General features: G+C 57.1%; 21 protein-coding genes. 9 read left to right on the top strand and 12 right to left on the bottom strand.

Annotated elements, in window-relative coordinates:
- The first annotated feature begins 43 nt into the window (after positions 1–43).
- Positions 44–406: an Mpo1-like protein gene (locus tag AYR47_RS15600; RefSeq protein WP_010211905.1), complete on the top strand. Its 363-nt coding sequence runs from the start codon at positions 44–46 to the stop codon at positions 404–406.
- Between the two features lie 2 nt (positions 407–408).
- Here AYR47_RS15600 and AYR47_RS15595 read toward each other — a convergent pair whose 3' ends face one another.
- The 3 genes from AYR47_RS15595 to AYR47_RS15585 form a co-directional block, all read right to left on the bottom strand.
- The gene (locus AYR47_RS15595; protein ID WP_061435822.1) at positions 409–1,206 is read right to left on the bottom strand and encodes an acyl-CoA thioesterase; all 798 of its coding nucleotides are present in this window, start codon (positions 1,204–1,206) and stop codon (positions 409–411) included.
- Between the two features lie 90 nt (positions 1,207–1,296).
- A complete protein-coding gene (locus AYR47_RS15590; protein ID WP_061435820.1) occupies positions 1,297–2,058 on the bottom strand; it encodes a CHAD domain-containing protein in 762 nt (253 codons plus the stop codon).
- Between the two features lie 44 nt (positions 2,059–2,102).
- Positions 2,103–2,381, bottom strand: coding sequence for a hypothetical protein (locus AYR47_RS15585; protein WP_003172685.1), 279 nt, complete (start codon positions 2,379–2,381; stop codon positions 2,103–2,105).
- A 216-nt stretch (positions 2,382–2,597) separates the two neighbouring features.
- Between AYR47_RS15585 and AYR47_RS15580 the strand changes: the two genes are divergently transcribed.
- Entirely contained in the window at positions 2,598–3,635 is a 1,038-nt protein-coding gene (locus AYR47_RS15580; protein WP_038844524.1) for a patatin-like phospholipase family protein, read from the top strand.
- A gap of 36 nt (positions 3,636–3,671) precedes the next feature.
- On the opposite strand, the gene AYR47_RS15575 is transcribed toward AYR47_RS15580, so the two are convergent.
- From AYR47_RS15575 to kdpF, 6 genes are all read right to left on the bottom strand, one after another.
- Positions 3,672–4,361 (bottom strand): response regulator, encoded by a 690-nt coding sequence (locus AYR47_RS15575; RefSeq protein ID WP_010211910.1) that lies wholly within the window; start codon positions 4,359–4,361, stop codon positions 3,672–3,674.
- 37 nt (positions 4,362–4,398) lie between these two features.
- A complete protein-coding gene (locus tag AYR47_RS15570) occupies positions 4,399–7,050 on the bottom strand; it encodes a sensor histidine kinase (protein ID WP_061435819.1) in 2,652 nt (883 codons plus the stop codon).
- 30 nt (positions 7,051–7,080) lie between these two features.
- Entirely contained in the window at positions 7,081–7,626 is a 546-nt protein-coding gene (gene kdpC, locus AYR47_RS15565) for a potassium-transporting ATPase subunit KdpC (RefSeq protein WP_038844521.1), read from the bottom strand.
- 64 nt (positions 7,627–7,690) lie between these two features.
- Entirely contained in the window at positions 7,691–9,748 is a 2,058-nt protein-coding gene (kdpB, locus tag AYR47_RS15560) for a potassium-transporting ATPase subunit KdpB (RefSeq protein ID WP_208603931.1), read from the bottom strand.
- Between the two features lie 12 nt (positions 9,749–9,760).
- Positions 9,761–11,455 carry a potassium-transporting ATPase subunit KdpA gene (kdpA, locus tag AYR47_RS15555; RefSeq protein ID WP_061435815.1) on the bottom strand — a complete coding sequence of 565 codons (1,695 nt, stop codon included), beginning with the start codon at positions 11,453–11,455 and terminating at the stop codon, positions 9,761–9,763.
- Positions 11,456–11,464: 9 nt separating this feature from the next.
- On the bottom strand, positions 11,465–11,554 hold the full coding sequence (gene kdpF / locus AYR47_RS15550; protein ID WP_003218754.1) for a K(+)-transporting ATPase subunit F: 90 nt from the start codon (positions 11,552–11,554) through the stop codon (positions 11,465–11,467).
- A gap of 310 nt (positions 11,555–11,864) precedes the next feature.
- Between kdpF and eat the strand changes: the two genes are divergently transcribed.
- Positions 11,865–13,229: an ethanolamine permease gene (gene eat, locus AYR47_RS15545; RefSeq protein WP_061435813.1), complete on the top strand. Its 1,365-nt coding sequence runs from the start codon at positions 11,865–11,867 to the stop codon at positions 13,227–13,229.
- A 112-nt stretch (positions 13,230–13,341) separates the two neighbouring features.
- A complete protein-coding gene (locus AYR47_RS32115; RefSeq protein WP_003172675.1) occupies positions 13,342–13,509 on the top strand; it encodes a DUF2897 family protein in 168 nt (55 codons plus the stop codon).
- 8 nt (positions 13,510–13,517) lie between these two features.
- Here the strand turns inward: AYR47_RS32115 and AYR47_RS15540 are convergent, their stop codons facing one another.
- Positions 13,518–14,366, bottom strand: a complete 849-nt coding sequence (locus AYR47_RS15540; RefSeq protein WP_061435811.1) for an urea carboxylase-associated family protein — start codon at positions 14,364–14,366, stop codon at positions 13,518–13,520.
- Between the two features lie 15 nt (positions 14,367–14,381).
- Positions 14,382–15,026: a GntR family transcriptional regulator gene (locus AYR47_RS15535; protein ID WP_061435810.1), complete on the bottom strand. Its 645-nt coding sequence runs from the start codon at positions 15,024–15,026 to the stop codon at positions 14,382–14,384.
- A 120-nt stretch (positions 15,027–15,146) separates the two neighbouring features.
- On the opposite strand from AYR47_RS15535, the gene AYR47_RS15530 reads away from it, so the two are divergent.
- Positions 15,147–15,728 (top strand): TetR/AcrR family transcriptional regulator, encoded by a 582-nt coding sequence (locus tag AYR47_RS15530; protein ID WP_061435808.1) that lies wholly within the window; start codon positions 15,147–15,149, stop codon positions 15,726–15,728.
- Between the two features lie 26 nt (positions 15,729–15,754).
- Here AYR47_RS15530 and AYR47_RS15525 read toward each other — a convergent pair whose 3' ends face one another.
- Positions 15,755–16,090, bottom strand: coding sequence for a ComEA family DNA-binding protein (locus AYR47_RS15525; RefSeq protein WP_061435807.1), 336 nt, complete (start codon positions 16,088–16,090; stop codon positions 15,755–15,757).
- A 292-nt stretch (positions 16,091–16,382) separates the two neighbouring features.
- Here AYR47_RS15525 and AYR47_RS32570 point away from each other — a divergent pair, with 292 nt between their 5' ends.
- The 4 genes from AYR47_RS32570 (at position 16,383) to AYR47_RS15500 (ending at position 22,011) form a co-directional block, all read left to right on the top strand.
- Positions 16,383–18,296: a hypothetical protein gene (locus tag AYR47_RS32570; protein WP_156487801.1), complete on the top strand. Its 1,914-nt coding sequence runs from the start codon at positions 16,383–16,385 to the stop codon at positions 18,294–18,296.
- A gap of 76 nt (positions 18,297–18,372) precedes the next feature.
- Complete coding sequence (locus AYR47_RS32110; RefSeq protein WP_082781506.1) at positions 18,373–19,158, top strand: transketolase; 786 nt, start codon at positions 18,373–18,375, stop codon at positions 19,156–19,158.
- On the top strand, positions 19,155–20,057 hold the full coding sequence (locus AYR47_RS15505) for a transketolase family protein (protein WP_061435799.1): 903 nt from the start codon (positions 19,155–19,157) through the stop codon (positions 20,055–20,057). Before AYR47_RS32110 ends, AYR47_RS15505 begins: the two co-directional genes overlap by 4 nt.
- On the top strand, positions 20,044–22,011 hold the full coding sequence (locus AYR47_RS15500) for an NAD-dependent epimerase/dehydratase family protein (protein ID WP_061435797.1): 1,968 nt from the start codon (positions 20,044–20,046) through the stop codon (positions 22,009–22,011). Before AYR47_RS15505 ends, AYR47_RS15500 begins: the two co-directional genes overlap by 14 nt.
- The last annotated feature ends 4 nt before the right edge of the window (positions 22,012–22,015 follow it).

Below are 22,015 nucleotides of genomic sequence, written 5' to 3'. Positions count from 1 at the left end.
AAACTCTCTCCATGCTATTTCAACGGACAGAGGATTCACCATCATGGGCAAACGTCACCCCAATCTCCCCGCCTGGCAATGGCGTAACTACCCGCAGAACCACCAACACCCGACCAACTTGGCGTTGCACCTGATTGCCGTACCGCTGTTCATCATCGGGTTTCTGTTGATCGTGTCCGGGGTTTTCAGCTTGAGCCTGGCCAGTTTTGCCGTGGGTGTGGTCGGGATCCTGGCAGGCTTGGCGTTGCAGCGTCATGGCCATAGCCTGGAAGCCGAGGCCAGCGAGCCGTTCAGTGACCGTAAAGATGCGGTGCAACGCTTGGTGGTCGAGCAGTTCGTGACTTTTCCGCGTTTTGTATTAAGCGGCGGCTGGTGGCGTGCCTGGCGGCAGCGCCACCGGCATTGAGGTCAGGCGAAGACCACCACGGTCTGGCGGCTGATGGCGATCAGCTCGCCGGTCGGGCTCCAGAGGGCGGCAGCGGCATGGCCGTAGCCGTCGCGGGCGTGTTCGATGTTGACGTAATACTGGCACCAGTCGAGGGTCGTCAGATCCTGCAAAGGCTGGATGAATTCGATGGTCCAGGTCAGGGTGCTGCCGGGTGCTGGTTTTTTCAGGTGCGGCAGCAAGGCCGGAGGCCAGGCGTCGACCAGGGCGAGGATATGCGCTTCAGTCAGTGGCTCTTCTTTGACATCTCCGCGTAAGCGAACCCAACCGCCCATGTCACGAGATTTATTGCCGGTGAAGGGTAAGCCGCCGACACTCCAACGCATCGCCAAGTGGCGCATGAATTCGGGGGTCACGCCCTTGATATAGGGCAGTTCCTGGCATTCATCCCAATGTTTGAACACAGGCGGCGCTTCGCTTTCAACCGCGATTTCCGACTCACGGGACGCACCGAAACTGGCCTGTACCAGTGTCGCCACTTCACCGTTCTGCACCACACGCCCAAGCAATTGGCTGACGGCCTTGCCTTCGCGCAACACTTCGACTTGATAACTGGCAGGAACGTCCGGCGCTACAGGGCCGACGAAGGTGATGGCCAGCGACCGCAGCGGGCGATCGGTTGGCACCTGGGCGCGTAGGGCTTCGTATTGCAAGGCAGCCACCAGGCCACCAAAGGTTGCGCGGCCCTGGGCCCATTCGGCGGGGATGGTGACATCCAGCGGGTTGCTGCGGGCGGCGTCGAGCAAATCACTAAAGCGCATGGCGGTCTCACATCAAAAGGAACAGATGAGGGATCTTAACCATCGGACCCGCCAGGTACAGCGCCTATTCCGGCCAAAAGCCGGACCGGTTCAGAAACAATCGGTGCTGAGTTTGTCCAGCACGCGATCCGCCCGCCCTTCAGCCTTGGCCATGGTGCGATGCCACACCGCAACACAAGGTTGCAGATCCGCCTGATGCTCGGCCTGGGCCAGCCATTGCCAGCAATCGTGCCAATCGCCTAACGCGCCTTGGGCTTTTTTCAGGCGCGACATCGCGTTGGCAGGCAGCTTATCCAGTTCGGGATAGGCTTCGGCGGCATAGCGCACCCGCTTGATCAACAACCGCAGGCGATGGCGATCATGGTCAGGGTCTTTCAAGGCTTCATCGAGTTTCTGCCATTGTTTGGCTAGACGTTTTTCAATGCGTGGGCGCAAGCCTTTAAGCAATTTCTGATGTTCAGAAGCACGAATAAAACGCGGAAAGGCATCCAGGATCAGCAGCAAATGCGCAAGCTCCGGGCTTTGCGCCACCTGGCGATAGGCCTCAGGTTGCAGACGCAGGCGACGGTTGGCGGCTTCGTGATAACCATGCTGATGCAAATACGCCGCCAGCACCTCGCGGTCGCGTAGCGGCGTCGTCAGTTGGCCGACAGTACTGGCGGCCAATTCAAGCTGTTCCACTCCCGGCAATCCACGCAAGGGGCGCAACAGGCTGCGCAGACGGCGCACGGTGGTGCGCAGGTCATGCAAGGCTTCATCGTCGGTGACGGCGGCGAGGCGAGCCTGGCAGCTCAGTAACCCTACTTCCAGGCCAATGACCTGAGCGACTAACTGATCGACCAAAGCTGACATCCTGCCCTCACTGTCTGATGAGAAATCCTACTCGCTGCTGCAGGTCAACGCCCGGCGCGAGACTCACGAATATAGAACCGCGCTTTCTCGGCCTTGTTGGAGCAGCCTTCAAACGCTTCAAATTGTTGCTGGGTCTTGGCGCCCGTCAGCAGCGACAACGCTTTAGAGTAGCTCACCGTGCCAGCAAAGCCTTCAGCCTTGGCCAGATCCAGCTCTTTCCAGGCAGCGTCCAACTGGCTGCCGCAGCTGTCGCGGTACGCGGTCTTCCCGGCACAACCGGCCAAGGCCAGCATGATCACAGGTACACACATCCAGGCTTTCATTGATGACACCTCAAAAAGAAAAAACAGTCGTACGTTGTAGACGTTGCCTACATGGAAAAGTGCCTGTCCTTAGCCTGAAATCGATAGTACCTACAGACCAGAGCATACCCGAGCACCGTGGCTATTCTGGAAAAATATCGCCGGCCGCCCGCGAAGATTGAAGCCGCCCCCTCAATGGGTGCATTGTGGGACCCTGCCTTGGGAAGGACATGGACCATGAAAAAACGTGTTGCCTTGGTGCTGGGCTCCGGCGGGGCCCGGGGTTATGCGCACATCGGAGTGATCGAAGAGATTGAACGGCGCGGTTATGACATCGCCTGTATCGCCGGGTGTTCCATGGGGGCCGTGGTAGGCGGGATCTACGCCGCCGGCAAGCTGGATGACTACCGCAACTGGATCGAAAGCCTCGATTACCTCGACGTATTGCGCCTGGTAGACGTGAGTTTTCGCCTGGGGGCGATTCGCGGCGAGAAAGTCTTCGGGCAGATCCGCAAGATCGTCGGCGAGATCAATATCGAGGAATTGCGCATCCCCTACACCGCCGTCGCCACCGACCTGACCAACCAGCAGGAAATCTGGTTCCAGGAAGGCTGCCTGCACCAGGCGATGCGCGCCTCGGCGGCGATTCCCAGCCTGTTCACCCCGGTGATGCAAGGCAACCGCATGCTGGTCGACGGCGGCCTGCTCAACCCGCTGCCCATCGTGCCGGTGGTGTCGAGCCATTGCGACTTGATCATCGCGGTCAACCTCAACGCCACTAACCAGAAGCACTACCAGTTGCCGGTGATCCAGCGCCCGCCCGCCTTCAAGAGCCGGTTCAACAACCTGGCCAAGTCACTTGGCTCGCATCTGCCGTTTCGCCGCAAGCAAGCCGAACAATTAATGAAGTTGGAGCAGGAAGCCTTGGAGGCTCAGGCAGCGGAGATCAACCCGTGGCTGGAGTCGGCCGAGCCCGAATCCCAACAACCTGCTGCCGCACCCGAAAAGCCGGGGGCACCGAAGTCTGCGACCGGCTCGTTCATCATCGATAACGTCGGCCCGGCGTCACTGCTGGATTTGATCAACCAGAGCTTCGAGGTGATGCAGACCTCGCTGGCGCAGTACAAGATTGCCGGTTACCCGCCGGATGTGCTGATAAACGTACCGAAGCGGGTGTGCCGGTTTTTCGAGTTCTACAAGGCGCCGGAGCTGATCGCGCTTGGGCGGGAAATCGCCAGTGATACGTTGGACCGGTATGAAAGCGAGCAGAGCTGAAAGAGCTGGTGTTGCTGATGGCCAGACACCTACACGCTAAGCACTCAACAACCGATACCCCACCCCCGCCTCGGTCACAATGAACCGTGGCTGGGTCGGATCATCCGCCAGTTTCTGCCGCAAATGACCCACGACAATGCGCAGGTAGTGGCTGTCCTCCGTATGAGTCGGCCCCCAGATATCCTTGAGCAATTGCTGCTGGGTAATCACCCGCCCCGGATGCCGCGCCAGTTGCGCCAACACCGCGTATTCCTTGCGGGTCAGCGCCACTTCAGCACCGTCCAAGAGCACCCGGCGATAGGCCAGGTCCACGGTCAACGGACCAAAACGCAACGCCGCTTCCTGGGCTTCGCCCGCCGGCGCCTGGCGCAACAACGCGCGCACCCGAGCGAGAAATTCCTGGATGCCGAAGGGTTTGGTCACATAGTCATTGGCGCCACCGTCGAGGGCTTCAACTTTCTGCCCTTCGCTGGCCCGCACCGACAGCACCAGCACCGGCACCGTCGACCACTCACGAAACTCACGCAGCACCTGCTGGCCGTCCATGTCCGGTAGGCCAAGGTCGAGTACCAGCAAATCCGGCTTGCTCAACGCCGCCTGGGCCAGGCCTTCGTTGCCGGTGCCGGCCTCGATCACTTTGTAACCCTGGGAGGCCAGGCTGATGCGCAGGAATTTGCGGATCTGCGGTTCGTCATCAATGACCAAAATCGTCGCGGTCTGGCTCATGGTGTTCCATCAAAATCCGTGAAGAAAACAGGGTAGCTCATGCCTCGCGCTCCAGGCCAGGCTGTGTCGGCAACGGCAGGAACAAGGTGATGCAGGTGCCCCGCCCGTCAATACCGTCGGCCACACTGATATGCCCGCCGTGAGCCCCGACCATCCCCTGGCAGATCGCCAGGCCCAGGCCCGTGCCCTGCCCGCCGCGATCGCCTCGGGCGGCGGTGTAGAACATGTCGAAAATCTTGGCGCGCTCGTCTTCCGGAATACCCGGGCCCTCATCAGCCACGGCGAAGAACAGCTGGTTGTCCGCAACGCCGGCGCTCAGCTGCAAACGACCTTGCGGCGGTGAAAAACGTGCGGCGTTTTCCAGCACATTGACCAACGCTTGCTCGATCAACGCGGCATGCACATACAACAACGGCAACTCGGGCGGCACATCGGTGCTCACCTGCAACGGCGCCAGCACTGCACGCAGACGGCCAAGGGCGCTGCCGACAATATCGCCCGGCGACACCCAATCCCGCGCCAGTTTCAACGCGCCATGGCCGAGGCGTGTCATGTCGAGTAAGTTCTGGATATAGCGGTCCAGGCGCTCCGCTTCATCGCGGGTGCCTTCCAGCAACTCGCGGCGATCCTCCAGCGGGATGGCTTCACCGAGCGCCAACAGGCTGTCGATGCTGCCGCGCATGGACGTCAGCGGCGTGCGCAAATCGTGGGACACCGAGGCCAGCAACGCGCTGCGCAACTGCTCGGTTTCGCCGTGCAATCGAGCGGACTCCAGCTCCTGGGCCAGTTGCGCCCGTGCCAACGCCTGGGCCAAGGGTTGGCTAAGGGCTGTGAGCAAACGCCGGCGTTGGCCGCTCAACTCCAGGCCGGGCTTGGGACTGACGCCGAGCAACCCCAGCGGGCCCTCCTCCCCTGACAATGGCCACCACCACCAACGCCCGAACGGCAAGGTGCCGGTGCCCATGCCCGCCGGCTGGTCGTGCTGCCAGGCCCAATCGGCCGCAGCGCGCTCGGCTTCGGTCAGTGTCAGCGGGCCGCCGGTCTCGATGGTCCAACCGCCCTGCCCATCGCGATTGACCAGGCACAGGTCCAGGTCGCTCCAGCCTTGCAAATGGTGTGCAGCGGCGCTGACTACGGCCTGGCGATCGGTGGCGGCGGTGAGTTTGCGCGACAAGTCGAGCAGTTCGCTGGTTTCCTCCTGGGTATCGCGCAATGCCTGCAACTGCCGGCGTTGACGCGCGGCCAGGTTGCCGGTCAACGCCGCCATCAACAGGAAGAACAACAGGGTCAGCACATCTTCTTCGCGCTGGATGGCGAAGGAAAAATTCGGCGGGATAAACAGAAAGTCATAGGTCAGGAACGACAACGCCGCGCACACCAGCGATGGCCCCAGGCTGCTGCGCACCGCCACCAGCAGCACGGCGGCGAGAAACACCAGCGAGATATTCGGCAGCGGCAAGACGCTGGACACCGCCCACGCCACCGCAGCCGCCACCACCGTCGCCACCACCGCCAGCGCATAGTCGAACCACACCAGCCCGCGCACATCCGGCAAACGCGGCGGTGCTGGGATGTCGTCGCTGTCGAGGACGTTGATTTCCAGGCCTCGCGCATTACGCAACAACCGCGCGGCCAGGCCACCGCCAAACAAGCGACGCCGCCAACGCATCCGCGACTGCCCCACCAGCAACAGGCTGGCGCGACGTTCAGCAGCATGCTGGATCAGTGTCTTGGCCACCTCCCCCGCCCGCAGCAACACCACCTCACCGCCCAGTCGCTCGGCCAATTGCTGAGCATTCTGCAAGCGCAGTCGCGACTGCTCATCCCGCGCACGGCCGTTATCGATATGCACCAGGCTCCACGGCAAATGCCGACGCTGGGCAACGCGACTGGCATGGCGCACCAGACGTTCGGCCTGTGCATCGCCATCCACGCCCACCAGCAAGCGACCGCGCACCGCCGGCGCGGCCTGGCCAAGCTGGCGGTAGCCCTGGGCCAAGTCGTCATCGACGTGGGCGGCGGCGGTTTGCATCGCCAGCTCGCGCAAGGCCATGAGGTTGGTCTGGGTGAAAAACGCATCGATGGCCGCGCGGGCCTGCTCCGGCACATAGACCTTGCCGTCACGCAGGCGCTCCAGCAGCTCGCGGGACGGCAGGTCGATCAGCAGCAGTTCGTCGGCCTCTTGCAGCACCCAATCGGGAAGGGTTTCGCGCACCTGCACGCCGGTGATACCGCGCACCTGGTCGTTGAGGCTTTCCAGGTGCTGGACGTTGACCGTGGTAAATACGTTGATGCCAGCGGCGAGCAATTCCTGGATGTCTTGCCAGCGCTTTTCATGGCGACTGCCGGGCGCGTTGCTATGGGCGAGCTCGTCCACCAACACCAGCTTGGGCTTGGCGGCGAGCAGGCCATCGAGGTCCATTTCTTCGAGCATCACCCCGCGGTATTCGCTGCGCAACAAAGGCTGTTGCGGCAGGCCACTGAGCAAGGCTTCGGTCTCGGCGCGGCCGTGGGTCTCGACCACACCGGCAATCAGCCGCACGCCTTGGCGCAACTGAGTGTGCGCAGCCTGAAGCATGGCGTAGGTCTTGCCCACACCCGGCGCGGCACCGAGGAAGACTTTGAGCCGGCCACGGCCGTCCCGGGGCAGATCGGCTAACAGGGCATCGGCGCGGCCGGAGTCGCTCATGCGGGCAGTGTCCTTCAGGTATTGATCGGGTTACAGCTTTTCCAGCGCCATGTTCAGCGCCAGCACATTCACCACCGGCGGCCCTACCAGCGGGCTTTCAATGTGCTCATCGAGCAAGCGCTGCAAGGTCGATACCGGTACATTCCGCGCCGCCGCCACTCGCGCCAGTTGATAGGCAATCGCCTGCGGTGGCAAGTGTGGATCAAGACCGCTGCCAGAGGTAGTCAGCGATGCCAAAGGTACGGGCCCCTGGCTGGGTACCAGTTGCTTGTTTGCGTCATCGAAGATGCGCGTCGCCAGCGCCGGGTTACTGGGGCCAAGGTTGCTGGCACTGCTGGAAACCGTCGCGAAAGCGCCCGCTGATGGGCGTGGGTGGAACCAGCTGTCACCGGTAAAGTCCTGGGCGATCAGGCTGGAGCCACGCACCTTGCCGCTGTCGTCACGCACCAGGCTGCCATTGGCCTGGTCCGGGAAGGCGACTTGGGCGACGCCGGTTACCACCAGTGGGTAAGCGACGCCGGTGATCAGGGTCATGAGCACCAGCAGGCTAAGGGCCGGGCGAATCATGTTGGACATTTCGGATTCCTCAATTCGGTCATTGCAACCTGTGGGCGCCCATCTGGCACCCACAGGATTCGGGTCAAACCAGGTGCAACGCAGTCAGCAGCATGTCGATCGCCTTGATGCCCACGAACGGCACCAGGATCCCGCCCAGCCCGTAGATCAGCAGGTTGCGCCGCAGCAACGCCGCCGCGCTCGCCGCTTGCACGCGCACACCGCGCAGCGCCAGCGGAATCAGCACCACGATGATCAACGCGTTGAACACGATGGCCGAGAGAATCGCGCTCTGCGGACTCTGCAAGTGCATCACGTTAAGCACGCCCAATTGCGGGTAGATCGAGGCGAACAGTGCCGGCAGGATCGCGAAGTACTTGGCCACGTCGTTGGCAATGGAGAAGGTGGTCAGTGCGCCACGGGTGACCAGCAATTCCTTGCCGATCTGCACCACGTCCAGCAGCTTGGTCGGGTCGCTGTCGAGGTCGACCATGTTGGCGGCTTCGCGGGCGGCCTGGGTGCCATCATTCATGGCCATACCGACGTCAGCCTGGGCCAGCGCCGGGGCGTCGTTGGCGCCGTCGCCACACATTGCCACCAAGCGGCCGTCGTTCTGTTCATGGCGAATGCGCGCAAGTTTTTTCTCTGGCGTGGCTTCGGCCAGCACGTCGTCCACGCCCGCTTCGGCAGCAATCGCTGCAGCGGTCAGCGGGTTGTCGCCAGTGACCATCACGGTGCGAATGCCCAGTTTGCGCAGCTCGGCGAAACGCTCACGGATGCCGGGCTTGACCACGTCCTTCAGGTGGATCGCACCGAGCAACTTGCCATCGGCACACACCAGCAACGGCGTACCGCCGCTTTGGGCGATCTTGTCGATTTCCCGCGACAATGCCGGTTGCAAGTCACGACGTTGCTGGCCGATAAAAGCGAGCAGCGAATCCACCGCGCCTTTGCGGAACACACGGTCCTGGTAGTCAACACCGGACAACCGCGTTTCCGCACTGAACGGCACGGCGGTCAGCTCATCCGCAGAGGGCTCGGCCTGCGGGTGCAAGGCGCGCAGGTATTCAACGATGGATTTACCTTCCGCCGTGTCATCCGCCAGGGAGGCAAACAACGCGCCCTCGGCGACTTCCTTGCCGCTGACGCCAGGCGCCGCGACCACCGCCGCACACCGACGGTTACCGAAGGTGATGGTGCCGGTCTTGTCCAGCAGCAACACGTGCACGTCACCCGCCGCTTCCACGGCACGGCCGGACTTGGCGATCACATTGAGGCGCACCAGGCGGTCCATGCCGGCGATGCCGATGGCCGACAACAAACCACCAATGGTTGTAGGAATCAGTGTCACCAGCAGTGCGACCAGGAACACCAGGGGCAAGCTGCCATTGGCGAAGTGCGCGAACGGTTGCAAGGTCACCACCACCAACAGGAAGATCAGGGTCAGGCCGATCAGCAGGATATCCAGCGCGACTTCGTTGGGGGTTTTCTGGCGTTTGGCGCCTTCGACCAGCGCGATCATGCGGTCGAGGGTGGACTCACCGGGGTTGGCAGTGATGCGGATCAGCAGCCAGTCCGACACCAGGCGGGTGTTGCCGGTGACGGCCGAACGGTCGCCGCCGGACTCGCGGATGACCGGTGCGGATTCGCCGGTGATCGCCGCTTCGTTGACCGCCGCGATCCCTTCGATGACTTCGCCGTCACCGGGGATCATTTCCCCGGCGGCCACGCGCACCACATCACCTTTGCGCAAGCTGGTGGCCGGCACGACCTTGAAGCTGCCATCGGCCTCCTTGCGACGAGCGCTCAAGCCTTCGCTGCCGGCCTTGAGGCTGTCGGCACGCGCCTTGCCACGCCCTTCGGCCAAGGCTTCTGCGAAGTTGGCGAACAACACGGTGAACCACAGCCAGACCGCAATTTGCACCGCGACATAGGTGGGCACCGCGGTGTCAGGTACGAAGCACAGCACGGTGGTAAGGATGGCGGTCAATTCGACCACCAGCATCACCGGCGAGCGTTGCAGTTGACGCGGATCCAGCTTGACGAACGCCTGGACCAGCGCCGGGCGCCACAGGGCGGAGATGGCGGTTTTGGCAGGCTCCTGGGTTTGCACCGGAGCCGCATTTTTTGCAGGCATATTCATTTTCATATCCCCTTAGAAGCCCATGCTCAAGTGTTCAGCAATGGGGCCTAACGCCAGCGTTGGCAGGAAAGTCAGGCCGCCCACTAGCAAAATGGTCACGGTCAACAGGGTCACGAACAGCGGGCCGTGGGTCGGGAAGCTGTTCTGGCCAATCGGTGCGGTCTTCTTCATCGCCAGGCTGCCGGCCAGGGCCAGTACCGGGAGGATGTAGCCGAAGCGACCGATCAACATGCCCAGGCCCAGCATCAGGTTGTGGAACGGCGTGTTGGCACTGAAGCCGCCAAACGCCGAGCCGTTGTTGGCACTGGCCGAGGTGTAGGCATAGAGCAATTGGCTGAAACCGTGGGGGCCAGGATTGCTGATGGCACCGGCCGGGCCAGGCAGGCTCGCGGCGATGGCACCGAGGACCAGCACGCCAACCGGCATCACCAGCAAGGTCACCACCAGTAATTGCACTTCCTTGGCCTGCAACTTCTTGCCCAGGTATTCAGGGGTGCGGCCGATCATCAGGCCGGCGAGGAACACCGCGATCAACACGTTGAGCAACATGCCGTACATACCGGCGCCGACGCCGCCGAAGATCACTTCGCCGACCATCATGTTGACCAGCGCAACCATGCCGCTGAGGGGGTTGAGGCTGTCCTGCATGCCGTTGACCGAACCGTTGGATGCCGCCGTCGTGGTCACCGACCACAACACCGTACCGGTGGTGCCAAAGCGCGCTTCCTTGCCTTCCAGCGGCGCGGTTTGTTCCACGGCCGGGTTGTTCAGGGTCGGGTTGGGCTGGTATTCGGCCCACAGCGAGGTCGCGCCGCCGATCAGGAACAGTGCCAGCATGCAGCCGAGGATCGCGCGGCTCTGGCGCAGGTCCTTCACGTAGTGGCCGAAGGTGAACACCAACGCCACCGGAATCAGGATGATCGCCGCCAGTTCAAACAGGTTGGCCCAGGCAGTCGGGTCTTCAAACGGATGCGCCGAGTTGACGCCGAAGAAGCCACCGCCGTTGGTACCCAATTGCTTGATCGCAATCTGGCTGGCCGCCGGGCCCAGGGGAATTACTTGATCCACCCCCTGCATCGTCACGGCATCTACATAGTGAGCGAAGGTTTGCGGCACGCCCTGCCACACCAGGAACAACGCCAGCACCAGGCACAACGGCAGCAGGCCGTAGAGGGTGGCGCGGGTCATATCGACCCAGAAGTTGCCCAAGGTCTTGGTGGATTTGCGACCGATCCCACGGCACAACGCGACCAGTACTGCCAGACCGGTGGCGGCACTGACGAAGTTCTGCACGGTCAAGCCCGCCATCTGGCTGAGGTAGCTCAGGGATGCCTCACCGCTGTAGGACTGCCAGTTGGTGTTGGTCATGAAACTGACCGCGGTGTTGAAGGCCAGGGTCCATTCCTGACCCGGCAATTTCTGCGGGTTCAGTGGGAGGTAGTCCTGGAACAGCAGGATCGCGAACAACAGCACGAAGCCTGCGAGGTTGAACGCAAGCAAGGCCAGCATGTACTTCTGCCAGCTTTGTTCTTGATGCTCGTCCACGCCCGACAAGCGATAACAGGCGCGTTCTACCGGGCCAAATACCGGCGTGAGCCAGGTGCGCTGCCCTTCCATCACCTTGTAATAGAACCGCCCCAGAAATGGGGCTGGCACCAACACCACCGCAAAGAAGGCAATGATCAGCCAATAGTCATAACTGTGCATGGCCCGCTCCTAGTTCCGATCCGCGCGTAACAGCGCAACCAGCAGATAAATGAACAGCGCCACGGCCAATAGCAGTGACACCCCGTCCAGAACGCTCATGGAAGTCTCTCCGTTTAGCGGCGAGTGCCGCGTGTGGGGCAATTGTCGACAGGAGTGGCGTAAAGGAACGAGAGCGAGGGAGCAGGCAGGGCGTAAAGACGGCGTAAAGAGTGGGTTTATGCGGGGTTTACAGGGGGATTTATGCGCACTTGCGGTAGGACTCGCCCTGATCTGGTGCAGGGTGATGCGGATTCAAACGCCAAACCGTTCCCGTGGCGACAGTTGCGCAGCTTTACGACAATGATTCCCCTCCTGGCATGGCCGCTGCAACACCTTGAATCAATCCAACCGGTTCAGGGAGAGCAACACAATGAACACACAACTTAAACCCACCTTGGGCACCCTGCACTTATGGGGCATCGCCGTCGGGCTGGTGATTTCCGGCGAATACTTCGGCTGGAGCTATGGCTGGGGTGTGGCCGGGACGCTGGGCTTCTTGGTGACCTCGTTGATGGTCGCCGCGATGTACACCTGTTTCATCTTCAGTTTCACCGAGCTGACCACGGCTATTCCACACGCGGGCGGGCCGTTTGCCTACAGCCGTCGCGCCTTCGGTGAGAAAGGTGGGCTGATCGCCGGGCTCGCGACCTTGATCGAATTTGTCTTCGCACCGCCTGCGATCGCATTGGCCATCGGCGCCTATCTGAATGTGCAGTTTCCCGCGCTGGACCCAAAACACGCAGCCGTCGGGGCCTATATCGTGTTCATGGGCCTGAACATCCTCGGCGTAAAACTCGCCGCCACCTTTGAACTGGTGGTGTGTGTGCTCGCCGTCGCCGAGCTTTTGGTGTTCATGGGCGTAGTGGCGCCCGCCTTCAGCTTCAGCAACTTTGCCCTGAACGGCTGGGCCGGTTCCGACACCTTTGGCGCGCCAGCGATTGCCGGCATGTTTGCCGCGATTCCTTTCGCTATCTGGTTCTTCCTCGCCATCGAAGGCGCGGCCATGGCTGCCGAAGAAGCGAAAGATCCGAAGCGCACCATTCCAAAGGCCTACATCAGCGGCATCCTGACGCTGGTGATCCTGGCCATGGGCGTGATGTTCTTTGCCGGCGGCGTGGGCGACTGGCGCACTCTGTCCAATATCAACGACCCCTTGCCACAAGCCATGAAAACCGTGGTGGGTGACAGCTCCGGCTGGCTGCACATGCTGGTGTGGATCGGCCTGTTTGGCCTGGTAGCCAGTTTCCACGGCATTATTCTTGGCTACTCGCGCCAGTTCTTTGCCCTGGCCCGCGCCGGCTACCTGCCGTCTTTCCTCGCCAAACTGTCGCGGTTTCAGACACCGCACCGGGCAATTATTGCCGGGGGCGTGGTGGGCATCGCGGCAATCTATAGCGACGGCCTGATCAACCTGGGCGGCATGACGCTGACCGCCGCAATGATCACCATCGCGGTCTTTGGCGCCATCGTGATGTACATCATGAGCATGCTCAGCCTGTTCAAACTGCGTAAGAGCGAACCGCTGCTGGAACGCACGTTCCGTGCACCGGGTTACCCCGTCGTGCCAGGCATTGCGCTGGTACTGGCGGTGGTGTGCCTGGTGGCCATGGCCTGGTTCAACGCACTGATCGGGCTGATCTTCCTGGGCTTCATGGCAGTGGGGTTTGCCTACTTCCAGATGACGGCGCAAGACCGGGCCGATGCGCCGGCAGATGCGATGTTGACCGGGCTCTGATCTACTGAGAGGCAGAACGGGCCTACACTGAACTAGTAAGAAAGCCCGTCACTCAAAGCAGTTATTCCCGTGGGAAAGTTCTCCCACGGCAATCTGCCTCAAGGAGAGCCTTATGCCGTGGTATGCGTGGTTGATTATGGTAGTTGCGATCGGGTCGATCGTCGGTGGGCTGATGATGCTGCGTGACAGCGCCAACAAGGTGGAACTCACCGACGAACAACGTAAGCGCGTGGCCGAGCGCAACGCCCAGGCGGATGCCAAGGATGCGCAGGATCGCTGAAACTTGGGCTACTCCCAAGCCGCCTTGGCAATATGCAACCCGTGCTGCCCCTTGTAAGCAGCACGTTCCGGCTGGCTCCAGCCGTTCAGCAATTCGTCCTCCAGCTTGTAGATCTCGACTCCCAGCGGACGACACACCGTCAGCGGGTCCTGTGCCTCTGGCCCCCACATCGGCAAAGACAAATCCCCACCGGGGCACGTCGACAGCGCGCACAGCAAATCAATCTCGGCAAAAAACTCCAGGTAATCGCCCTTCTGCGCCGGGCAAGCCTTCATGAAATACATGTCGTCATGATTGAGGCCGGTGCACTGGAAAATATTCAGCACGTCATGCACGTCGAATTCCGTCAGACCATGGGGCAACACCGCACGGGTCAAGTTCGAATGGCAATGGTGGTGGAAGTCTTCGCCAGTGAGCATGCGGTTCACGTAGGGATCGCAACGTGTACCCAGCAAGTCGTGCAAGCGCCCGCCATGTTCGTCTATACCGTAGCTGGCCAAACTGTCGTCAGTGATCGTCACCAGAGGCCGTAGGAATGGGAGGTTCGACCATAACCGGTCATGAGTACTGACATGCGCCCCCTGCAACTGGCGCGTACGGGCCGCCCACAAGCGCTCGCGAGGGTCGTTGGCGTTCCACACGTTGAAGTCTCCAACCTGCGGGCCGACCGGCGTGGTCACACGGAACACATGCCCGGCCGGCACCTTCCACGCCCGGCCCGTGCGAATCGGCACCTCAAACTGCTCAACCAGCCTGCGCTGATCTTTTCGGTCACGAATGCGCTCGTAAAACGCCGTGTCGACCTGCAACGCCGAACCTTTACTGACCTGGTAAGCGGCCGGATAGTCTTTGTACATGATGCAGATCCTCGATCAGGGGTGGTTAAACAAGGCCAATGACAGGTGCTCCGAATCATCCAGGTACAAGCTCATCGCCTCCCCTGCTGCCGGTCTGTCCTGCTGGACCAATAAGGTGAAAATCTCACGATCGCGCTCCAACCACGGCGATTGAAAACGCTGCTCATCAGGCGCGGCGCAAAACACCAGACGCAGCTGGGCGATGACCTGGGCAAAAAAACCGTCGAATAAGGGGCTGCGCATCAGCGCGACAATCTGTTGGTGAAACACCAGGCTATGGGTGGCCACAGCGCGCCAATCTTCGCGCTCACGGGCCAGGGTGGTCGCGTCGATAGCGTTTTGCATACGCTCGGACTGAGCCTCTGTCAGGGGACCACTTTGGGCGATGGCCTGCAGTTCCAGGGTGCGACGGACCACAAACAAATCACGCACCTCGTTTCGTTCCAGACGTCGGACCATTACGCCTTTGTTGCGCACATAGCGCGTCAGCCCTTCCTGGCCCAGGCGATGCAACGCTTCACGGATGGTATTGCGCGAGGCGCAGTAAGCCTTCACCAGTTCTACCTCGACCAACGGCATCCCAGGCAACAGCCGCCCACCGATGATATCGGCGCGAAGCTCAAGGGCGATCTGGTCGGCTAAAGACAAACTGAGCGTCATGAACACCTCATGATTGTTGAACAATCTTCCACCTAGAGGTAATCACGTTTCATGCCAACGTGCATGCGTGTAAAAAAGCTCAAGTTGGTTAAAATGCCAGCCTGTAACCGAGGCCGTCCTATGCGTTATTCACCCGACCACAAAGCCCAGACCCACCAACGCATCATCAAGGAAGCCTCTGTACGCTTTCGCCGCGATGGCATCGGCGCTACGGGCCTACAGCCATTGATGAAAGCGCTGAACCTCACGCATGGCGGGTTTTACGCGCACTTCAAGTCGAAGGACGAACTGGTAGAGAAGGCGCTGCAGGCTGCTGCGGCAGAGCTGGATGTTCATTGCGAGATGCTGTTCAGCCAGGAGCGGCCACTGGAAGCGTTTATTGACAGCTACCTGTCGGAGTGGCATCTGACCTCCCCCGATCAAGGCTGCCCGCTGCCAACCATGTCTTCTGAACTGGGACTTAGAGGCCAGCACAGTGCAACGACGGATGTGGTGCTTGGTGCACGGGTCAAGCAGATTGAAGCGGCTCTGTTGAATGGTGGAAAAGGCGGTGCCGACGCCCTGGTGATAATGTCAACACTGGTAGGCGCATTGGTGCTGGCGCGGAGTGTGGAGGATTCGACATTAGCAGCAAGGATCATGGATGTAGCGCGAGAGCGGTTGAAAACACAGGTAGCGGAAAAACAGAAGGCCAGTCAATGACCGGCCCCTGCGGCTAGTTTGAAGACCTATTCGGTTACCAATCTATCGCGATTTTTCTCCAGCAGCGCCTTGCCGATCCCCTTCACCTCCAACAGTTGATCTACGGCAGTGAAAGGCCCGTTGCTGTCACGAAAAGCAACAATCGCCTTTGCTTTGGCTGCGCCAATGCCAAAAAGATCGCGACGCAGAGTCTCAAGATCAGCGGAATTTATATTCACCTTACCGGTGTCTTCAACCAATTTGGAAGTGCTGACTGTGGACGGAGTAACCTCGGACCTGGCAGAGGGTGCGGCAGAAATTGAGAGTGAAAGGCAGGTAAGAACAGCAAAAATCAAGGAAGAAAAACACGCTTTACGATACATAGATGACTCTCCATAAATTCGAAGGAAAACAGCTTTCCGAAGCTGCTACCTAAACCTAGATGAAAGCTACTCAGTGTCAAAATGGAAGAAGTTACATGCTATGTATACGCGACCTGAACCGAAACCACGGGAAGAGGCCGTGCCCATGCAATTTGACGGCCACATGGGTTTTGCGGTAAAAACATGAAAAAATTTGATAGGACGGATCAAATTTCAAGCACAATAAACCCGGTCAACGCCGTAACAACAACACAAAAACTTTGACTGTCGTATAAAAAGCTCAACAAGCGTTTTGAACACAGCACACTTAGATCAGACTAACAGCAGCTCAAACAAACTCAAACCTTATCAAAAAGAACACCAATGGAACTTTAAGTTGAAAGCCAAGGATTTAATAAAAAACAGCAATGACTCAATAAAAACCTGGCTATTATTGCTATCAGGAACGAGTACCTTCTGCCTACTGGCAAACCTATTTTATTATTGCTTTCGGGGCTTCGATTTTACCGACGAAGGTTTTTACCTTACATGGATTTCAAACCCGTTCATCTACAAATGGTCACTGACCCAATTCGGATTCATCTATCACCCGCTTTATCTTTTACTACAGGGTGACATTCCCATGCTGCGGCAAGCAAACGTATTGATTACGTTGGTTTTGGCGTGGATATTTACCGACACGCTTTTAAGACTCACAACTGAAAATCACGCTATCAAACGATGGGAACGTTTGGTTACATCTGCTGGGCTGGCTACCCTATCATCATCAATTCTATTCACATGGCTGCCAACACCAAACTACAATAGCCTTACATTACAAGCCTTGCTGATCTGCGGAACCGGAATCCTCCTTGCTGGTTCTACAACGACCCCAAAAAGCATCATAGGCTGGGTAGTCATCGGCATAGGCGGATGGCTGACTTTTATGGCCAAGCCAAGCTCAGCAGCGGTACTCTCCATAATCACTCTCTTATATTTTATTGCATCAAAAAAAATCAACATTAAGCTTGCTCTACTATCGTCCGGCACTGCAGCATTACTGTTGATCATCAGCACCGCAACAATAGATGGTAGTCCAGCATTATTTTTAAAACGCATCCAAACCGCCCTGACGTTTTATGCTGAACTCGGCGGTGGGCATACGCTATCGGAAGCATTCAGAGTCGACCGGTTACTTCTGAACAAACGAGAAATGCTCATTTACGCTTGCACTACTATATACCTGCTGTACGCCACGCACCCTAGGCAACTGACACACCTGAAAGAAAAACTCGTTAGCGCAACACTATTGGCTCTACCCGCGCTCTTCGCCGTCACACTTGCGCTAACATCTCAGCGCCTGACTATTGGGCTCGGTGATTTCAAAGCATTGCTCATTACCTCTGTGCCTCTAGCAGCTGTATTACAGGGCCTTTACCATCAGCGACAAGAGCCGCGCACAAATAGAGAACAGAGTCGCTGGCCACTTGCATTACTGCTAGCAGCACTACCATATGCATTCGCATTTGGCACGGATGGTAACTATTGGATTGCTGCTAGTTCAGCAAGCTTATTTTGGGTCTTGAGCGGACTCACATGGAGTCTGAAATCATGGCCTTCCAAGCAACCGTTATTTTTGATATTACCCATGTCGTTGACTGCGCAAGCACTTCTAGCGCTTTTAATGCATTTGTCGCAACAAGCGCCTTACCGTCAACCTGAGCCATTATGGGAAAATAAATCAGAAATAATTGTAGGAACGGAACATGGCAGGCTTTTGCTTTCCGAAAAATACCACTCCTATATAAAGCATGCAAAAACTGCTGCGACTGAAGCTCAATTTCAACCTGGTACACCCATGATTGATCTGAGCGGACACTCTCCAGGCATGCTTTACGCCTTGAGTGCTACATCAATTGGGCAGCCTTGGACGGTTGGCGGCTATCCAGGAAGCCTAAATCTTGCAAAGGAAGCATTAGGGCTTGTCACGTGTTCCGACATCGCGCAGGCATGGATACTGACGGAGCCAGGAGCTCCCACGCAGATCCCGGATGAACTATTGGAGAGCCTCGGTGGAGACCTGGACAGGGACTATGAGCTCGTGGCCACATGGAACTCCGAAAATTATGTTGCTGCCAGCCGTGTGCAAATGTTGTGGAAACCCTTAAGATCGATAATTGAAGCTTCTGACGCCTGCGGAAAAGCAAGATCCGTAGGCCTCCGATAAGGTGAAGTGTTAACGCGGGCAAGTAACATTATATATTCACTTTATAGATACGCATCGACCGAGAATGGCGGAACACATGGACACTGCTTTTCAAGAGCTGCTGACAAATACGAAATTACGCTTATTAAAAATGCATCGCGAAGCGAACGCAGGGCATTTAGGTGGTAATTTTTCATGTATCGACGCCCTGATGACATTGCATCACAAAGTCATGGCAGAACATGATCGCTTTATATTATCAAAAGGGCATTCTGCAGGAGCCCTATACGCAACGCTTTGGAGCCAAGGAAAACTGAGCGACACTGATTTGGCGACTTTCAGCAAAGACAACTCCCTCCTCCCCGGCCATCCGAGTGGTAGAGGTATCCCAGGCCTTCTTTTTTCAACAGGGTCACTCGGACATGGCCCCTCTCTGGCAGCAGGTGTTGCTGTCGCCCTCAAACAGAAAAAGTCAGATCAACGTGTTTTCTGCTTGTGTTCCGACGGAGAGTGGCAGGAAGGGAGTTGCTGGGAAGCGCTTACTTTTTCAACTCATAATCGACTCGACAATTTAACAATCCTTATCGATCAAAATGGATTGCAAGGTTATGGGTATACGAAAGACGTCGTAAGTTATGATGACCTAACCTCCAGACTGCTGGCATTTGGCGCACAGGTCCAAACAGTCAATGGCCATAACACCCAAGAAATTGAGAACGCATTAAAAACCGCCTCACAAAACCAACCAAACATTGTCGTCTTGAATACAGTAAAAGGTCGCGACCTTCATTATGAAGGAAAGATGGAATCACACTATTTGCCGCTTACCGAAGAGCAATACCTGTTGGCCTGCTCGAAAATAAAGGGACGTAAGCCATTATGAGAAAAGCCTTTTCGTCCAGCGTAGTGTCAAAAAAGGATCTTGATTCCTACTTTTTTTTGACCGGGGATCTTGGTTACATGGCCCTGGAGGATGTAGAAAAAAAAATGGCGGAGAGATTCATCAATGCCGGTGTAGCGGAACAAAACATGATAGGGGTAGCCGGGGGCCTTGCCCGTGAAGGATTCAAGGTTATCGTCTACAGCATCGCGCCCTTTTGTTACGCCCGCCCCTTCGAGCAAATAAGAAACGATCTGTGTTTGTCACAACTACCAGTCTGCTTGGTGGGCAATGGTGGTGGTTACGCATATGGACACATGGGGCCGACACACCATGCACTGGAGGATTGTGCTGCGATGAAAGCGCTAGGAGTCAGGGTACTTGTTCCTGCTTTCGATGCAGACATTGAACCGATGCTTGAAGTGCTTGAATCGCCGACATATCTACGCCTTGGATACGACGCACGTCCCAGCGAGCAGACACTACCCAAATACGCGCCGTGGCGTGAAGTCTTGCATGGCAAAGCTGGTGCAATTGCAGCACTGGGCCCGTTGGCAGGCGTTGCGTGGGGGGCACTACTGAATATTCCTGCGGATGAAAGGCCCGCAGTGTGGGCAGTAACAGAGTTTAATAGCGATAAAATTCCAGACTTATTTTGGAACCAAGTTGAAAATAATAGAATGTTCGTTATAGAGGAACACGTCGCTGAAGGCGGACTAGGAGCGGAGTTGGCTTATGCGATGATAAAGAAAAGAGTTAGCCCCGCACATTTCACTCACCGATACGCGCTTAGGTATCCAAGCGGTCGCTTTGGCTCCCAAGACTTTCATCGCCGTGAATGCGGAATTGATGCTGCCGGCATAACAACTATGCTTGAAGAGACAAACAATGAGCAAAAATAAGAATATATTAGATCTTGAAGGTCCAATTCTTATTATTGGAGCAAGCGGATTTATTGGTGCAAATCTCCTCCGCGCATGCCTTGAAAAGAGAGACGACGTTCTCGGAACAGTTTTTTCAGGAGATTCTTGGCGACTCGATGGTATCGCAGCGCCCCATATAGCTTTCTTAAACCTGGAAGATCAGACAAGTGTAAAATCACTGTTTAATCGGTTCACACCAAAGACGGTTTTTGACTGTTCGTCCTTCGGCGCCTATTCGTTTGAGGACGATTACGAACGAATACACACAACAAATTACGTGAGCTTCATCCGATTGATGGAGCTAGTCAGTGAACTCGATCTGGCTGCTTATATTCATGCCGGTAGCTCCTCCGAATACGGGTTGAACTCGGACGCCCCCTCAGAGGGCACACCACTGATTCCAAACAGCCATTACTCTGTAAGCAAAGCCGCAACAAGCCACGCAATAGCTTATTACGGGAAAGTAAGAAAAATACCTGTAGTAAACCTACGTTTATATTCTGTATATGGCCCGTATGAAGACAGTTCCCGCCTAATCCCCGTACTGTGCGAACATAGCCTTAGAGGGACACTCCCGACGTTCGCCAGAGCCCAAGTAACAAGGGACTTCATACATGTAGATGACGTATGCGCGTCGTTTGTAGAAGCGGCTATACAAATGAGTGAACGAGTCGCAGGAGAGTCGTTCAATATAGGTACGGGCATTCAGACATCTTTGGTCGAACTCGCCGGGATCAGCAGAAAAATATTCAACATTAATGTGGATCCAGATTTCAATCCAGAGGCGGGCAGAGCGTGGGACGTCGAGCATTGGTGTGCAAATATTAACAAGGCAAAAGAAGTACTGAACTGGTCTCCCCAGATATCCCTTGAGAATGGGTTAGCATTAACTCAAAGATGGTGGAAAGAACAGCTTGCATCTTTTGACTTTTCAAAGCTAACTAAAAAAAATACCACACGAAAAGAAAAAAATTCAGTTTCAGCCATCATTGCTTGTTACAAAGATGAACAGGCAATTCCAATCATGCATGAACAATTGGTCAGCGTATTTAACCGCCTGGGACTCGATTACGAAATCATCTTCGTAAACGATTGCTCACCCGATAATAGCGCGGAAGTAATCAGAGAAATCAGCGCACGCGACCCTCATGTCATGGGGATCACACACTCGAGAAATTTTGGGTCGCAATCGGCATTCCGAAGCGGAATGGAGTTAGCCAGCAAAGAGGCATGCGTTCTCTTGGATGGCGATCTACAAGATCCTCCGGCCCTGATCGAGGACTTTGTCCGTGAGTGGCGAGTTGGCGCTGATGTAGTCTATGGCACACGCGTTAAACGTGAGATGCCATTCATGCTGGAGGCGTGCTATCGCGCGTTTTATAAAATCTTCTCCGCAATGAGTGAAGTTCCAATTCCGAAAAATGCCGGAGACTTTTCACTTATAGATAGCAATGTCGTGTATTGGCTACTTCAATGCCAAGAGAGGGATGCCTTTTTACGAGGCCTACGTGCGTACGTAGGTTTTAAGCAGGTCGGTGTCGACTACTCACGTCCTGAAAGAATGTTTGGGCGTAGCACAAACAACTGGGTCAAAAATATTGGATGGGCAAAAAAAGGAATTTTTTCATTTTCCCGAATACCGTTGCACATGCTTACTGCCCTCGGCGGCATAGCATGTATAGGCACTGTTATCTTAGCTACAGTTAGCGTTCTAGAGCGTTTTATAGTACCTGACAGTGTGCCCAAAGGTTTGACTTTTATTTCATTACTGGTGATGTTTTTCGGTTCATTCTCAATTCTGGGAATTGGACTGCTTGGCGAATACATTGGTAAAATATTCGAAGAAACAAAAGCTCGGCCCGCGTTCATCAGAAACTCGCTGATCACACGTGGTGAAATCAGGCAAGCGCAACGCAACAAACGACGTCAGTGAAAGG

The sequence above is a fragment of the Pseudomonas azotoformans genome (genome assembly GCF_001579805.1).
In the GTDB taxonomy this organism is placed as follows: Bacteria; Pseudomonadota; Gammaproteobacteria; order Pseudomonadales; family Pseudomonadaceae; genus Aquipseudomonas; species Aquipseudomonas azotoformans_A.
This window is presented reverse-complemented; position numbering and strand designations above follow the sequence as displayed.

Bases quoted from the DNA above. Each gene is read 5' to 3' on its own strand.
- kdpF (WP_003218754.1), bottom strand. From the start codon at position 11,554: ATGAGCGTTCTGGACGGGGTGTCACTGCTATTGGCCGTGGCGCTGTTC.
- kdpC (WP_038844521.1), bottom strand. From the start codon at position 7,626: ATGTCCAACATGATTCGCCCGGCCCTTAGCCTGCTGGTGCTCATGACC.
- AYR47_RS15600 (WP_010211905.1), top strand. From the start codon at position 44: ATGGGCAAACGTCACCCCAATCTCCCCGCCTGGCAATGGCGTAACTAC.
- AYR47_RS15595 (WP_061435822.1), bottom strand. From the start codon at position 1,206: ATGCGCTTTAGTGATTTGCTCGACGCCGCCCGCAGCAACCCGCTGGAT.
- kdpA (WP_061435815.1), bottom strand. From the start codon at position 11,455: ATGCACAGTTATGACTATTGGCTGATCATTGCCTTCTTTGCGGTGGTG.
- eat (WP_061435813.1), top strand. From the start codon at position 11,865: ATGAACACACAACTTAAACCCACCTTGGGCACCCTGCACTTATGGGGC.
- AYR47_RS15535 (WP_061435810.1), bottom strand. From the start codon at position 15,026: ATGACGCTCAGTTTGTCTTTAGCCGACCAGATCGCCCTTGAGCTTCGC.
- AYR47_RS15540 (WP_061435811.1), bottom strand. From the start codon at position 14,366: ATGTACAAAGACTATCCGGCCGCTTACCAGGTCAGTAAAGGTTCGGCG.
- AYR47_RS32110 (WP_082781506.1), top strand. From the start codon at position 18,373: ATGGACACTGCTTTTCAAGAGCTGCTGACAAATACGAAATTACGCTTA.
- AYR47_RS15580 (WP_038844524.1), top strand. From the start codon at position 2,598: ATGAAAAAACGTGTTGCCTTGGTGCTGGGCTCCGGCGGGGCCCGGGGT.
- kdpB (WP_208603931.1), bottom strand. From the start codon at position 9,748: ATGAATATGCCTGCAAAAAATGCGGCTCCGGTGCAAACCCAGGAGCCT.
- AYR47_RS15525 (WP_061435807.1), bottom strand. From the start codon at position 16,090: ATGTATCGTAAAGCGTGTTTTTCTTCCTTGATTTTTGCTGTTCTTACC.
- AYR47_RS15505 (WP_061435799.1), top strand. From the start codon at position 19,155: ATGAGAAAAGCCTTTTCGTCCAGCGTAGTGTCAAAAAAGGATCTTGAT.
- AYR47_RS15585 (WP_003172685.1), bottom strand. From the start codon at position 2,381: ATGAAAGCCTGGATGTGTGTACCTGTGATCATGCTGGCCTTGGCCGGT.
- AYR47_RS15570 (WP_061435819.1), bottom strand. From the start codon at position 7,050: ATGAGCGACTCCGGCCGCGCCGATGCCCTGTTAGCCGATCTGCCCCGG.
- AYR47_RS15575 (WP_010211910.1), bottom strand. From the start codon at position 4,361: ATGAGCCAGACCGCGACGATTTTGGTCATTGATGACGAACCGCAGATC.
- AYR47_RS32115 (WP_003172675.1), top strand. From the start codon at position 13,342: ATGCCGTGGTATGCGTGGTTGATTATGGTAGTTGCGATCGGGTCGATC.
- AYR47_RS15500 (WP_061435797.1), top strand. From the start codon at position 20,044: ATGAGCAAAAATAAGAATATATTAGATCTTGAAGGTCCAATTCTTATT.
- AYR47_RS15590 (WP_061435820.1), bottom strand. From the start codon at position 2,058: ATGTCAGCTTTGGTCGATCAGTTAGTCGCTCAGGTCATTGGCCTGGAA.
- AYR47_RS15530 (WP_061435808.1), top strand. From the start codon at position 15,147: ATGCGTTATTCACCCGACCACAAAGCCCAGACCCACCAACGCATCATC.